At 68.3% G+C, this 13,867-nt stretch carries 14 protein-coding genes and 1 pseudogene; 7 read left to right on the top strand and 8 right to left on the bottom strand.

The window, feature by feature from the left end; translation table 11 throughout:
- Positions 1–292 precede the first annotated feature (292 nt).
- Positions 293–634 (top strand): hypothetical protein, encoded by a 342-nt coding sequence (locus N4G70_RS36580; RefSeq protein ID WP_261717102.1) that lies wholly within the window; start codon positions 293–295, stop codon positions 632–634.
- A 530-nt stretch (positions 635–1,164) separates the two neighbouring features.
- Here the strand turns inward: N4G70_RS36580 and N4G70_RS36575 are convergent.
- From N4G70_RS36575 to N4G70_RS36550, 5 genes are all read right to left on the bottom strand, one after another.
- On the bottom strand, positions 1,165–2,112 hold the full coding sequence (locus N4G70_RS36575; protein ID WP_261717101.1) for an RNA-binding protein: 948 nt from the start codon (positions 2,110–2,112) through the stop codon (positions 1,165–1,167).
- 203 nt (positions 2,113–2,315) lie between these two features.
- Positions 2,316–2,627, bottom strand: a complete 312-nt coding sequence (locus tag N4G70_RS36570) for a hypothetical protein (protein WP_261717100.1) — start codon at positions 2,625–2,627, stop codon at positions 2,316–2,318.
- 191 nt (positions 2,628–2,818) lie between these two features.
- The gene (locus N4G70_RS36565) at positions 2,819–4,738 is read right to left on the bottom strand and encodes a hypothetical protein (protein WP_261717099.1); all 1,920 of its coding nucleotides are present in this window, start codon (positions 4,736–4,738) and stop codon (positions 2,819–2,821) included.
- Positions 4,739–4,906: 168 nt separating this feature from the next.
- Positions 4,907–5,242: a hypothetical protein gene (locus tag N4G70_RS36560; protein WP_261717098.1), complete on the bottom strand. Its 336-nt coding sequence runs from the start codon at positions 5,240–5,242 to the stop codon at positions 4,907–4,909.
- Positions 5,243–5,687: 445 nt separating this feature from the next.
- Positions 5,688–6,530, bottom strand: coding sequence for an RlpA-like double-psi beta-barrel domain-containing protein (locus N4G70_RS36550; protein ID WP_261717103.1), 843 nt, complete (start codon positions 6,528–6,530; stop codon positions 5,688–5,690).
- Between the two features lie 369 nt (positions 6,531–6,899).
- Between N4G70_RS36550 and N4G70_RS36545 the strand changes: the two genes are divergently transcribed.
- Together N4G70_RS36545 and N4G70_RS36540 are read left to right on the top strand one after the other, a co-directional pair.
- Entirely contained in the window at positions 6,900–7,835 is a 936-nt protein-coding gene (locus tag N4G70_RS36545) for a helix-turn-helix domain-containing protein (RefSeq protein ID WP_261717097.1), read from the top strand.
- A gap of 299 nt (positions 7,836–8,134) precedes the next feature.
- Positions 8,135–8,974 carry a carbohydrate-binding protein gene (locus N4G70_RS36540; protein ID WP_261717096.1) on the top strand — a complete coding sequence of 280 codons (840 nt, stop codon included), beginning with the start codon at positions 8,135–8,137 and terminating at the stop codon, positions 8,972–8,974.
- 57 nt (positions 8,975–9,031) lie between these two features.
- Here the strand turns inward: N4G70_RS36540 and N4G70_RS36535 are convergent, their stop codons facing one another.
- Positions 9,032–9,283 carry a hypothetical protein gene (locus N4G70_RS36535; RefSeq protein ID WP_261717095.1) on the bottom strand — a complete coding sequence of 84 codons (252 nt, stop codon included), beginning with the start codon at positions 9,281–9,283 and terminating at the stop codon, positions 9,032–9,034.
- 204 nt (positions 9,284–9,487) lie between these two features.
- Between N4G70_RS36535 and N4G70_RS36530 the strand changes: the two genes are divergently transcribed.
- The 3 genes from N4G70_RS36530 (at position 9,488) to N4G70_RS36520 (ending at position 11,382) form a co-directional block, all read left to right on the top strand.
- Positions 9,488–10,387 carry an RNA polymerase sigma-70 factor gene (locus N4G70_RS36530; RefSeq protein ID WP_261717094.1) on the top strand — a complete coding sequence of 300 codons (900 nt, stop codon included), beginning with the start codon at positions 9,488–9,490 and terminating at the stop codon, positions 10,385–10,387.
- Complete coding sequence (locus N4G70_RS36525) at positions 10,375–10,863, top strand: SRPBCC family protein (protein WP_261717093.1); 489 nt, start codon at positions 10,375–10,377, stop codon at positions 10,861–10,863. The genes N4G70_RS36530 and N4G70_RS36525 overlap by 13 nt, the downstream gene beginning before the upstream one ends.
- A gap of 363 nt (positions 10,864–11,226) precedes the next feature.
- The gene (locus N4G70_RS36520; RefSeq protein ID WP_261717092.1) at positions 11,227–11,382 is read left to right on the top strand and encodes a hypothetical protein; all 156 of its coding nucleotides are present in this window, start codon (positions 11,227–11,229) and stop codon (positions 11,380–11,382) included.
- Positions 11,383–11,401: 19 nt separating this feature from the next.
- Here N4G70_RS36520 and N4G70_RS36515 read toward each other — a convergent pair whose 3' ends face one another.
- On the bottom strand, positions 11,402–11,635 hold the full coding sequence (locus N4G70_RS36515) for a hypothetical protein (protein ID WP_261717091.1): 234 nt from the start codon (positions 11,633–11,635) through the stop codon (positions 11,402–11,404).
- A gap of 41 nt (positions 11,636–11,676) precedes the next feature.
- Between N4G70_RS36515 and N4G70_RS36510 the strand changes: the two are divergent.
- Positions 11,677–11,805, top strand: a pseudogene (locus N4G70_RS36510) (IS5/IS1182 family transposase); the annotation flags it as partial.
- Positions 11,806–12,322: 517 nt separating this feature from the next.
- On the opposite strand, the gene N4G70_RS36505 reads toward N4G70_RS36510, so the two are convergent.
- Complete coding sequence (locus N4G70_RS36505) at positions 12,323–13,513, bottom strand: lipase family protein (protein WP_261717090.1); 1,191 nt, start codon at positions 13,511–13,513, stop codon at positions 12,323–12,325.
- Positions 13,514–13,867 lie beyond the last annotated feature (354 nt).

Genomic DNA, 13,867 nt, shown 5'->3' with positions numbered 1-13,867 from the left:
GACGAGCCCGTTGTCTCCGCCGCATATCCGCCACGTCCCCTCCCCTTTGCCCGCCGTATACCGGCGGAGGATCCATCCCCAGGTCACACGGAGAATTCATGAGACTGATGAACGGATTTCCCTCGTCACCAGCCTTCATGATCCCACCAGGAATCCTTCTCCGCCATGTTTCCGTGGCCGGTAACTCACCCATGGAGCTGATCCAATTGGCGTGCGCCGCGCACCGCCTGACAGAGTGCGCGGCAGAGCGACATTCCCGAAAATCCACGAGAGAGAAGGAGGAGGGTAAGCCATGAAGGCAGCCCGCCTACTGGCTTTTATCGGTATTGCCACCTTGCCCGTGGCCGGTCTCACCCTCACCGCCGCGGCCCCGGCGAACGCGACATCGCACGTCACGTGCCAGATGGGTAAAGGTGAGTCCTTCACCACTGTCGGCATCCAGTGCGACCGGCAACTTCCCTCCAACAGGCCCACCACGATCACCCTGCGGGATCAGGCCGACCCCCAAACCTGGCGGTGTCTGAACGATCCCCCGGTGTACTTCTTCGTCAACCCGGCCAGCACTCTCGCCAAGCAACTCAAGGCCGAAGAGGGAAACACCTACGTCGGAACACACTGCACGCGACTCGCCTAGTCCCGCCGACATCGGTCCCGGTCACCGTTCGCAAGCCCCTGACTGGCGCGGCCGAACTCGACAAATAGTCTGTCACCGCCAGGGCCACGGACGGGCCCTGGCGGAATTCGCCTCCGAGGACCCGGATATTTCATCAACATGGGCAGCGAGCCCGGGATCTGCAGGGGCATCTAGAGGGCCCGGCAGTACCCCAAGGTCACGAGCAGACCGAAAGTGCCGAAGCCGGCCAATGCCGGCCCCGGGAAGTAGCCGAAGGGCACCCCGGAGGCGCTGCCTTGGTGCCGAACAGCCCGTCGGACGGCACAGCAAACCGACCAGCGCTCATGGACTGCCTCCACACGAAAGCAGCGAGCGGGACGGTAACGGCCGGGGGCAGAACAAGGGCCCGGCTGTCGAAGTACGGCACGACCCAACTGATCGCGACGCCCCCGGCGGAGCCGAGCAGGACGGCGAGCGCGTCGGAGCGGGCGCCGGTACGACCTGGGCGGCGGCCGTCCGTCCCCTTCGCCGCTCCGTTCGCTGCCACCGGCTCACCACCGGGCCCGCAACACGCCGTCGCTGTCGGGCAGGGCGGCGCGGAGGAGCGGGTGGCATTCGTCTGGGTACGCGGGCAGGGCGCTGGCCGCCCGGGCGCCGACAACCAGGGCGGCGAGCTCCTGGTACTCGGTGTCGTCTACGGCAGCGTGCCTGATCGCGCCGTCCTGCGCCTGCCATACGAACTCCGTGGATCCCTCCGGCAATGTGGCGAGGACTTCGTTGACATCGGGGTTCAGGTCGGGCCAGACGGTCAGCAGGGCGCGGGAGGCGAGACCCGTACGCACCGCGTCGAGGTTCTCGGGCGTGACGCGATGGAAGCGTGCGGCGTTGCGGACGTAGCCCTCCTCCAGGAGCACTCCCTTGCGCGAGGCCAACGCCGCGCGCACGCGCGCCCAGAATCCCTCATCGGCCGCCTCCAGCACGTCTGGTTCCTGGAGCTCCGCCGCGTAGGGAGAGATAGCCACCGGTTCCGGGAAGAGGCCGAGTTCTCGTGTACGGGCCACGGCGTCCGCGCAGAGCCGGTCGGTGCCCACATACACGTACTGGTCCCACCCGACGTGGACGGTGAACACCTCCCCCGCCTCCAGACGACACCAGGCGCCCTGATCGCGGAGCATGGTCCGGACGAGTTCCAGAGCGACCGGAAGGGGAACTTCGGCCCCGTCGTGGTAGCCGGCAAGGTCGGGCGGGAAGATTTCACCGAGGCCGTGCCCCTCGACCGACGGCTCCAGGCCGAAGTGGACGACCCCAGTGACGGACGGCTCGCGGATCTCCAGCCTGTCCATGCCCGAAGCTGCCGCGAACGCGGCTATGGATGACAGGTACGCCGCTTCAACCGGCCCATGGTCACTGACGGTCTCCTCGACACCGATGTAGCGGCCGTCCTCGTCACGTTCGGCAGGGTCGTACTTGGTGATCCGATAAGTGAAGGACGGCGACATGATGCTCCCTGGACAGTTACAAGGGACCGCCAGCGTATTTCTCGGGCCTCCGCTCCGGCGAGTCAGATCCCTGCTACGGCGCATGTGACGAACGGTAGTTGGCCCGACGCCAGTAATCGGCTCCGGGTCGACTCCTGGTGGCGACTTACGATCCGGCCGTTCGCCGATCCATAGTTGGCCACGCCGGACTGGCACATCCCCCGCTACCAGACCCACATCCCACCGTGGGGAGAGGCCATGCCCGTCGCGTCCACGCCGACCAGATGAGCCGACTCGGGGCCGAGGCTTGATCCGTCGTCCAGCGGGATGGTGAAGCGGTGGTCCCCGAAGTGCAGGGCGAGCATCCGTTTCGGATCCACTTCACAGGCACTGACGGTCTTGCCGATGTAGCCGCGCATGAGGTCCATCGACCCCGGTTCGGGGAAGTGCCACTCACGGCCCCCGTACACACCCAGGGGGTCGCTCAAGGACCGCAATACCGGCCCGTCGAAGTGCAGTTCAACGTAGTCGCGCACGAAAGAGACGGCGCTGACCTCCAAGTCAACCAGTAGGTGGAGTCCGTCGCTCGCCCGCATCGTTCTCCCTGTTCACAGGCCGATGCTGTCAGAGACCTCCGTCCGGCTGCTCGTGCGTGCGGTCGGCCGCCCGCATGCAGAGCGGGAGGCGCTGCGGAGCCCATTCCCGGATGGTAAATGGGCGCCGTTCTTCAGCGCCGGGCCCCCAGGACTGTCTCGGCCGCGGCCAGGATGCGGTGCAGGACGGGGACCGGGATCGCCGGATTGGTGACGGCCGCCCACGCCGTGTCGCGGTCGTGCAACAGCCCGGCAAGGACGCGGGCCGGAAGCCGCGGATTGCGCATCGCCGCCCCGCGGACGTGGGCCGCTGAGTCGTTCAACAGCCGCACCGCGTCGGCCGGCGACAACCTTGTGTCCTCGGCCGCACGGCGGCGCACCTCGGCTTCCGGGTCGCAAGCGAGACGTGCGACGTCGGCGGGCGTGGACTGCGGATCGTCCAGGGCCAGGCGACGCATCCGCCCAGAGGGGTCGTCGGCGTAGCGCAGCAGACCCGCACGGGGGAAGTTGGGGTGACTGCGAGGGCGGTCGGGGTGGCTGAAGCTGCCGTCCCACCAGCGCCAGACTTCCAGCAGCATCTCGTACGGTGCGTCGTCGCACGATTCGGCCAAAAACAGGCGGACTGTCCGGTCCTCGTCCCGGGCGAGACGCTCCACGACCTCCGGCGGAAGGCGCTGGGCACGGGCCACGCTTCGGCGGATGAGTGGATGGGCCGATACGGCGAGACGGCGCATCGCGTCGGCGTCACCGTGCAGGGCCTCGACCCAGGGCAAGGTGCGCGACATCAATGTCGGGTCGAAGGTGTGGCGCACCGCGGCACGCTGCTCTTCGTCGAGGTCGGGCCGTAGCGCCACTGCGGAGCGGATGTCGTCGGATGGGTCATTCGCCAAGACGGCAACGCTGTCTGCACTGAGACGCGGGTTGGCGGCCAGAGCTCCGCGGACCTCCGTGTTCCCCTCATGGATCAGCTGCGCCTCCAACTCGGTTGAGAGGCGGCACTGTTCGAGCGCGCGCCCGGGTGCGAGCAGCGCGGCAAAGACGTCGCGAGGCATGGGGACCTCGGCGTGATGGGCGAGCAGCGCCGCCGTACGCACCGCGTCGTCGGTGTCGGCCAGCAGTCGCGCTCGCAGGGGCGTAGCGAGGTCTTCCCACCGGGCGCAGGCAGCCGCCCTCACTTGGGGATCGGCGTCGGCCACGAGGCTGGGGAGGCGGTGCGCGGGGAGCCCCGGGAGTGCGGCGGCCTGGGCGCGGCACGGGCCCGCGAGGAGGTCGTCGTACAGGTCCTCGGGGAGTTCGACTCCCCAGGCGCAGGCATGCTCGGCCCAGAGCACGCGCCGGTTCGGCGACGGTTCCGTACGGACCAGGCGTACCCACTGGTCGGTCGTGAGCTGGGGACGGAAGGTGTCCACGAGCGTCGAGCGGACACGCGGATTGGGGTGTGCCACGGCGGCGTCGAGTACGGCAGGTCGGTCGCAACCGTGCAGGAAGCCCTCCGCGACATCCAGGAGCCGGATCAACAATTCGTCCGGCGCTGCCGGATTGGACCCGATCCGCTCCACCCAGTGCGCAGGCCATGCAGGACGGCCGGGCAGCGCCGCCCACACGTCGGCGCGCTCGTCGTCCGTCTCGCGCCCGGCGGCCGCGGCGGCCCTGTCCAGCCGCTCCGGCAGGCGGTCGAGGGCCGTCACCCGAGGCCCGCCCGGGCCGGGCACCTCCGCCAACAACACCTGCCCGTCGAGAGAGAGCGCAACGAAACCGGGGTCGCCGGTCAACTCCGGCACACCGTCGCCGACGTAGCGGACCCGGGTCCAGCAGGCGTCGTTGCCACCGATCCGATGTCCGAGAACGGCCACCAGGAACTCGCCGTCGACATCCGCAAGACGGCGCCACCAGGCGGGGTCGAGCACCTTCCGGACCGCGCCGTCCGGCGCCGCGATGCCCAGCGCGATCCGCCGACCGGCCTCCGGTGGGAGCGTACTGCCCGGGTGTGTTTCCTCAACGACCGTAAGTCCGGCACGTGTCAACAGGTCATGGAGTTGCTCTCGGTGTTGCACGCCGTCATGATCCCCGTCGGCTCGCGGTGGGACAAGGCCCTCACCCCGGGGCAACCGGCCGTCATGTGCGCACACGTCATGGCTGCGATGCTGTTCGGCCCCTCCCGGGCGATTCGAGTTGGCTCCACTGGTGCAGGCAACCCCGGCTTCTGCTTCTAAACTTGTTCCTCAACCTCCGACCGTCGCTGGCCACGGCGAGGGCGGGGTCCAGAAGGCGTCGAGCCTGTCGATGATCTTCTGGAGTTCGCGGGCTCCGCGGGGTGACATGGCTCGCATCGCAGCGTCGAGGAGGAGTCGGGCTTCCAGCGGGTTGCCGCAGCAGTACCAGTGGAGGTGGAGCGAGTCGTCGTCGTGCCAGAGCCCGTCGTAATCGCGCCATAGCTCGCGCGCGGGGCGGTGAACGAAGTCCTCCCAAAGACGCACTGCCTTGCTGACGTCCCCTGGGTAAAGGTAGTTGCGGGTGCGCTCCAGACGATCGATCTCGGACAGCACTCGCGGGGGCAAGTCACCGATGTGTCTGGAGTTCTGGGCCCGGTGTCGGCGGGGAAGGCCCGCCCGGACATGTCCTGGCCGTCTACGCGGCATGGACCTTTCGAGTCGTCGTCATGCCGCACATGGTGCCATGACCTCGACCGATGTCTCGAATGGTTTCGCTCGTCGGGGGATTCGCCGGGCAGTCGGACGGTCCGCTCGTGAGCATGCGTTCCCCAACGGGATCATGTTCGTACGAAGGCCGCAGGGGGTGAGTGTGCTCGACCACGATGCCCGGCGGGACGCTTTCCACTTCGCGTCCCGCTTTCGGGAGTACTTCTACGGGTGCCTGACCCGGCGGGGTGACACCGTGTTCGAGCTGGGTGACGCGATGCTCTGCGACGACGGGTCGGTAGTCTCGCCGGTCGGCTTGACGCTGCTGGCCCAGCATCGGCGTGGGCATGGTGCACTGTACGACCTATCCGGTGAATTTCCAGTCGACGTAGATGGCGCTCTCGTCCTGGCTGGCGAAGTACCTGAAGAGACCCGGCGACAGATCAAGCCCCGGATAAGAACAGCCTGGGCACTCGTCCACGATGGTCGCGGTGGCCGACTTCCCCTTGTACGTGATCTTGATCTTCTTTCCGCACTGTGGTCCCGGGTATCCGCCCCCGAACTGGGCGGAGTTGAGAGCGACGATGAAGTCCGCGTCATTGCTGACCTTGCCGCATGCACCCAGGCCGGTCGAGTAGAAGGTGGCCCGGGCATGGGTGAACCCCGTCTGCGGTTTCCCGGTGGGGCACCCCGCCGACGCGACGGCATCCGCATCCACTTCCGCCTCCACCACGGCGGCCTGAGACACCGGCACACCTGTCAATGCGAGCTGCGGGGCCGCTGCCACGGTGGCCTGCGGCTCGACTGCCACCGTTGCCCGCGGCTCCGGCACACTCGCCACGGTCGCTTCGGGCTCCGGCGCACCCGCCACTGTGGCCCGCGGGGCCACTGCCACGGTGGCCTGCGGCTCGACCGCCACAGTCGCCTGCGGCTGCGGCTCCTCCGCGGCACGGCCGTGCGTCGGCGGCTTCGTCGTGGGGTCCGGAGTGGGTTCCTTCGGCGGCCTCGTCGTGGGGTCCGACGTCGGCTCCTTAGGCGGCTTCGTCGTGGGTTTCGGAGTCGGACGCTTCGTCGTCGGGTTCGGTGTCGGCTTCTTCGGCGGCTTCGTCGTGGGATTCGGTGAACACGCGGCGGGGGCGGCAAGGCCCGTGGTCTCCGACGCCGAGGCGGAAACCGTGATCACGGCAGCGGAGGCAGTCGCCAGCATGGAGGCAAAGGCGGCGGTGAGTATTCGTCGTTGTCTCATTGTTCGCTCGAGACTGCCCGGGTCCGCTAACACCCGACTAACGCTCCGCCAACGCGGCAGCAGCCATATGAAGCGCCGAACTGCCGCGCCCCAAAGGTGGGTTCCACACTGGCAGGCTTCGGTGTGGGCGGTCCGTGAGCCAGGGACACCCACACCGCACGCCATGGATACACGCCGTCCAAGAGGCCTACGGGCTCGCACAGTCCCCCGAGCGCCGACGCAGCGCTCGGCAGCACGACGAATAGGCCTCCGTCGCGCCATCCGCAACGCACGCCACCGCCCGCAGACGTGGCCCAATTCCACCAACTGGTCTGGACCTGCCCATGGAACATGTCCCAGACTGCCCTGATGGACGAGTCACGGCACACCCGGAGCCTCGACATCCCACTGCACCGCCTCGACGTCCCCCTGCCGCATCTGCTGCCCTTCGCCATCGGCACCTTCGACACGATCGGAGCGCTCTCGCGCGCCAACTTCCCGCACCGTCACACGTTTTACGAGATCGTGTACGTCACCGGTGGCCACGGCGCCCACGTCCTGGACTCGACTCAACAATCCCTGCATCCACCGCAGTTGTGCGTCATCACCCCGGGTCAGATACACCATTGGGCTGACGCGGAGCAGCTCACCGGACACGTGGTGCTGTTCAACGAAGACTTCCTGCTCTCGCGGCGCCAGGACGTGGCCGCGCTCCGATCGCTGTCCGCCGGCCCCGGCCACGCCCCGGGCGAGCAGTCCGTGCCCATGGAAGCGCTCCTGGCCGAGATGGAGTCCGAGTACCGAGCCCTACGACCGGGCTACCGGACGCTGCTCCGCGCGAGCCTGCAGATACTCATCGTGCGGGCCCTGCGAACCTGTTCATCCGCAGAGGAGACGATCACGCACAGCCGCGCCGGCGAGGTGACGACGGACTTCACCCGCCTCCTCCGGCTGCCCGGCGGCACATGCCGATCGGTCGACTCGTACGCTCAGCAGCTCGGCATGTCCGCAGGCCACCTCCACGCTCTGGTGAGGCAGTCGACAGGCCTGACACCGGGGGCCCTGATCCGTCTACAGCGGACCCTTGAGGCCAAACGCCTGCTCGTGGCAACCGAAATGACGATTCGTCAGGTAGCGGGCGCGGTCGGATTCCGGGACCCCGCGTACTTCTGCCGGTTCTTCCGGCGGGAGACCGGCATGTCGCCCGGTGAATTCCGGGCGGACACCGGAGAAAATCACCACGATCCCCGGATCCAGTCCATCGCCGCCCGCCCGGACGGCTCATAGCTTGACTGCAGGCACCTCAGACAACTCGCAGGCATGACTGCGGACACCTCAGACAGCCCGTTGGGCATGGCTGAGGGCCCCCATACAGCCCGCGTCGGCCGCAGTTCGGGCGACCCGCCTGTCGCGGCACTGCGAACCAGCACCCCGAACTGCAGCAGCGCTGCACACCGGCCCTGCGCACTGGCACTGCGCACCGGCACTGCGCACCGAGCCCCTCCCTCGAGCCCAAACACCCCGTACCCCCCACCCCCGCCCGCACCCCCCACTCCACCCCACCCCACCCCCGGAGGAAAGTGACGATGTCCGCTACCGACGAGCCGACCGGAGTACCAGCCCCCGATGACGCCAAGTCCCCCCGCGTCAGCCGCAAATCCGTACTGCGCGCCGCCGTCGCGCTCGGCGCGACGCCCGTGCTCGTCCGTGGCGGCGTGGCCCTGGCCCGCGATCGCGGCACCTCGGCCACGCCCCTGGCGACGACTCCGCAGTGCCACGACGGGGACGGGCCGACCGTCGAGCAGACCGAGGGCCCTTACTTCAAACCCAACTCCCCCCTGCGCAGCTCGCTGATCACCGACAGCACGCCGGGCACGCGTCTCACGGTCACCGGCTACGTCTTCAACCGGTCCTGCCGACCGATCTCAGGCGCGCTTCTCGACTTCTGGCAGGCCGACGACAACGGCGACTACGACAACACCGGCTATACGTTCCGGGGCCACCAATTCAGCACCAGCCAGGGCGCGTTCAGCCTGACCACGATCGTGCCCGGCCTCTACCCCGGCCGCACACGGCACATCCACGTCAAGGTGCAGGCCCCGGGCGGCCGGATCCTCACCACCCAGCTGTACTTCCCGGGCGAGCCCCGCAACAACACGGACACGATCTTCGATGCCCGCCTGTTGATGAACGTCCGCCAGGTCGGCCCGGCACGCGAGGCCACGTACGACTTCGTCCTGGACGCCCCCACCGGCCCCACCACCCCGCCCACCACACCTCCCTCGGGCACATGGGCCGCAGGCACCACGTACCGCGCGGGCGATGTGGCCACCTACGCCGGCTCCTCCTACCGCTGCCTCCAGGCCCATACCGCCATCACTGGCTGGGAACCCCCGAACGTCCCCGCGCTCTGGCAGCGCGTCTGACGCAACCCGCTTACCGCGTCCCCCACTTGACCCCAAGCCCCCCTGCGACGCGCACCCTCACGACATTGGCGGCCCGCCGGGCAAGGATTCCTCACGGCGGTCCGCCATGCGCCGCGGCGCGTCCTTCCGGTCGCGTATCGCCCGGCGGGACAGATAGACACGCCCGGCCCGGAGGCGCTCCCACTCGGGCCGCAGCCACCGGGCGACGTACCCCACCACCCCCTCGACGACCAGCGGACTGCCGCCCTTGCCGAAGCCGCGCGCCACCGTACGGTCGCCCAGCGGAACGCCGACGACGGCTCCCGGCACGGTCGGGCAACGTACCCGTACTCGGCAACCGGCGTCACGTGAACGAAGGCGAAGCTCGAAGCCCATCGGCGCCATGTGAAGCAGATCACAACCGCGAGATGTCACGTTCCTGTGCGGCCGGGGTGTCTCGATGGGCATGGACGGAACGTGGGGCGGGACAGCCGGGATGCTGGGGCGCGGGGGTCGATGTGAGGGAGCCGGTTCGTGACTGAGGATGCCTTCACCGAACACCGCGCGCTGCTGTTCACCATCGCGTACGAGATGCTGGGCAGCGCCGCCGACGCGGAGGACGTGCTTCAGGAGAGCTATCTGCGGTGGAGCGCGGTCGACGCCGGCACCGTGGAGCATCCGCGCGCGTACCTCGTGCGCGTGGTGACCCGGCAGTCCCTCAATCACTTGCGGGCGGTGCGCGCGCGGCGCGAGGAGTACGTCGGCACCTGGCTGCCCGAGCCCATCCGCACCGAGCCCGCGGTGAGTGAGGACGCGGTCCTCGCGGAGTCGGTGTCGATGGCTCTGATGCTCGTCCTGGAGACGCTCAGCCCCACCGAGCGCGCGGTGTTCGTGCTGCACGACGTCTTCGGCTACAGCCACGGCGAGATCGCCGCCTCGGTCGGCAAGACCGAGGCGACGGTACGTCAAATCGCGCACCGGGCACGGCGACACGTGCAGGCGCGTCGGCGCCGCTTCGAGCCGGACTCCGAGGCCACCCGCGACATCGTGCGGCGGTTCCTGCTCGCGACGTCGGCCGGCGAGATCCAGGGCCTGATGGATCTGATGGCCCCCGATGTCGTCCAGATCTCCGACGGCGGCGGGAAGGTGTCCGCGGCACGGCGTCCAGTCACCGGCCACCTGGAAGTCGCCCGTTTCGTCCTGGGCGTGGCCCGCACCAGCATCACCGCGGCGACAAGGATCGAGCACGCCACCTACAACGGCATGCCCGCCGCGCGGTTCTTGACCAACGGCGAACTCGACTGGCTGGTCGCCTTCGAAATCCACGACCAACGCATCACCGGCCTCTACGCCTTACGCAACCCTGACAAGCTGCACCGTGACGACATGGTGCGCCCACTCGATCGAGGAGAACAGCGACCGTGGAAACCATGACCGTCGAGCGTGTCATCGACGCCCCCATCCACGACGTCTTCACCTGGCTCACCACGACCACCAATTACAGGCGATCACCCCTGGTACTGCGCTGCCGGCTGACCCGGCGCGGAGAGAACGCGCCCTATGGCGTCGGCGCGGTGCGCAGTCACCTGTGGATGATCGGCTGGCTCAGGGAGCGCATCACCCGCTACGAGGCGCCGTACACCACCGAGTACGTCGTCGAGCGCAGCGTGCCGCCGTCGCGACACGAGTTCGGCAGCATGACCTTCACCGAGGTCGACGGCGGAACGCGGGTCACATGGACGACCCGCGCGGAGATGGCGATGCCGGTGGTGGGGCCCTTCCTGACCCGCGTCATGGTACGGCCGATGATCACCCGATCCTTCGACAGCATCCTGCGGTCCGCCGAGAGGGCGCTGACCCAACCGCCCTACGTGGAACGGGACATGAGCGGTCGTCAGCTCGCTTCCTGATCGTGCTCTCTGGTGCTGAGACGGCGGACAGGGTGGGTTCAGGTTGCGCTCCTGTTCCGCCGCGTCGGGCTCTCGAAGTGCGCCCGCGCGCGCCGGAGGTCGGCCTCGGACATCGCAAACTGGTCGGAGACCCTTCCTGCCCGATGGCGCCGGGCGTGCGAGCTCGACCGCCTGAAGCACTCCCCCCACAGACTTCATCGGCGACTCCGTGGACTCGAGCGCGAGGTGGAGGTCTCCGCATCCATCGATCTCGCACTGTCTCCCGGTGACACGCGGTCTCCAGCGCAACTCATGAGTGCCGTCAGCACGGATATGGAGCGCGCGGGATGGAAGGGGAGAGGTGCCGTTCGTCCCTCGCCCTCGATGAGCAACATATCCACGGATCTCACGCTCGAGGGCTCGGGCACAGCCACGATTTCCGCCGGCCACAGGCCGCCCACCGGCCAGGCCCAGGCCGTCAACTGGGTGACCGTCACGCTGCGCACCGACTGCCTGCGCAACGCGAACTGGCACCGGTGAAGAGTAGGCAAATCGCGGCTCATCTGACGCCAGACTTGATCCACGGCCACGTGACGATGCAGACCACGACGGGGGCGACGAGCATGGCCAGCAGCCACAGGCCCACGCTCGCTGGAGAGTAGATGTAGTAGCGCCAATGCTCTGGCAGCAGTGTCGGTGCCAGTAGGAGCACGATCAGCGAGGCCCAGGTGGACAACACGGCTGCTGCCATGCGTATTGCGGTCATCTCCATCGGCCCCTCGGCGCCGCTCATCTCTCCGGATTCGATGATAGAGCGGCTGAGATGATCGCCCCTTGGCGGGTGTGATCACGGCGTCGGCGCCGTCCTGGACAGCCCCGTTCTCCGGTTGGGCCCGGGGCAGTTCGGGGAGCTGGCGACGGGTCTTGCGACGTGAGGGTGCGGACACAATCCGCAAGGGCCGGTCGTCGACCCCAGGGGATGCGAGCGAGGCGACCTTGCTGAGGTAATGGTCCGCGTACAGTCGCATCATGACGGCCGAGGTGTGCCAGCCGCTCGCGATCAGCCCCTTGAACGGCTCGACGCGGCGAGCCACTGTTGCACGGTCACGCGTACGGTAGCGGACAGCTGAGGCCTTGAGCTCGGCTAGCGCGCGCTGCTTCATAGCCGGTGAGCTAACGATCACGAGTACGCCGGAGCCACTCATATCCATCCGTTGAGTGCCGCGAGCGGGACGCGGGGCCATACCGGCCCGAGGCGGGGCGCTGAGTACGACCAACGCCAGGACGTTGATGACGGTGAAGTGCTCGTCGGCCCGGCTGCTGGCCGGCGTACGTCGGCGTAGTCCGCACCGGCTCCGACAGCCGACAGCCGTTGGAGCCGGCCCAGCAACCGTTCTGCGGCCGGGCCCACGGTCGACGCCTCGTCCCGCCACCGCTCACGTCCAGCGGAATCGGGGCCTCCTGGTGCACGACCGGTGCTTCAGTCGTTCTTCGCCGACTCGTCGAAGAACCGGATGATCCTGGGCACGGCTTGCAGCACCGACCCGTTGTGGTCATAGTCTCCGACGTCGGTCAGTCGCGGAGTGACGTCGTGTTTCCTCAACTGGTCGGCGCAGTACGACGTATGGCTGGGATCGACGTCCTTGTCACCCCGGGCGTAGAAGATCTCCACTGGTGTGTTCGGCCGCCAGTCGCAGGTGTTGTCCATCGGGCGCAGCCTGTCCTTCAGGACACCGTCGGGCTTGCGGATCTTGTTCAGGAAATCTTCCTTGAACAGGGCCTCGGAGGTTGTCGGGAGGACGTCCGTGATGTCCTCGGGGGTGTGATAGCCGTCGAAGAGACCTTCCACCTCGCCGGCGTAAGAGGAAGCGAAGGCATCGGTGGGTGAGGCGTAGAGGCCGTACATCCTGTTCCAGGCGGTGACGAAGTAGGCGAGGTAGAGGCCGGAATGGTTGATCGCGTCGTCTGCTGCGGTGGCCTCGAAGGCGGAGAGGTTGTAGGGGCCGCTGACCGGGGCGAGTGCCCCCGGCCGGAAGTAGCGGTCGGTGCCCTTCTGTTGCAGCGCACGGCCTACCAACATGGTCGCGGGGCCACCCTGCGAGAAGCCGCTGACTTGCACCCTCCGCTCCAGCTCTCGGCCGGTTCGGTGGGCCAAGGAGCGCGCCGCACGCAGGCCGTCCACCGAAGCCGCGACGGTGGCCCCGGGGTCGCCGTAGGGGTGGAAGCCTTCGCCCGCGCCGAGGCCGACGTAGTCGGGTGCGGAGACAGCTCGCCCGGTCGAGGCGAGCAGCAGGGCGACGAGCCGGTCGGTCGACTCCGGATTCTCCGAGGCGACATCCTTGCGGTAGACGGTGGTGCCGTGCAGCCAGGAGACGGTGGACAGACGCCGTGCCCCGTTCTTGGGCAGAACGACGAGCTGGCTCGCCGTCGTGGAGGCGCCCGCGCTGTCAGTGGTGCGGTAGGTGACCCGGTAGGCGGTTACGCCGTAGCGGACCTGGGACGGGTTGATCTTCCCCTGAAGCTGTCCAGCCACTTCCTCCGCTGTGAGGTCGGCCGCGCGCTCGACGGAGACGACGGCCCCTCCTTGCGCCTGCGCTCCGGGGGATTCGGCCGCCGCCGGGAGGGGCGCCATGAGGGCGGAGACGCTGCCAAGGGTCGCCGCACCGACCATGAACCGAGCTTTTGTTCGCCGTAAAGTCATGGGGAGAGCATGCCTGCCGACGCCGCGCAGGGACATGGAGCAACCCCCCTGCTCCCCAAGGGGGACAGCCCCCTCAGGGTCCGTAGGGGGTGTTGCGTATCCCGTCGCTATGGGGCGGGTCGGATGGCGAACGGTACGGGCGGTGAACCGAGCCCATCAGCCCCTTCACCGGCCTCGACGGCAGTCGAGCGTCGAGGGCGCGACTCAGGTCGGCAGCGAGCGGCCTAGGGCCTGTGTGATGTCGTGATCAACTGTTGGGTTCTGCCCCGTTCGCGGGGTGGAGTCCGGTAGGACTGTTGTCGTGACGCGTAGGCAACTCACTAA

Source organism: Streptomyces sp. ASQP_92 (assembly GCF_025399895.1).
GTDB lineage: Bacteria > Actinomycetota > Actinomycetes > Streptomycetales > Streptomycetaceae > Streptomyces.
This window is presented reverse-complemented; position numbering and strand designations above follow the sequence as displayed.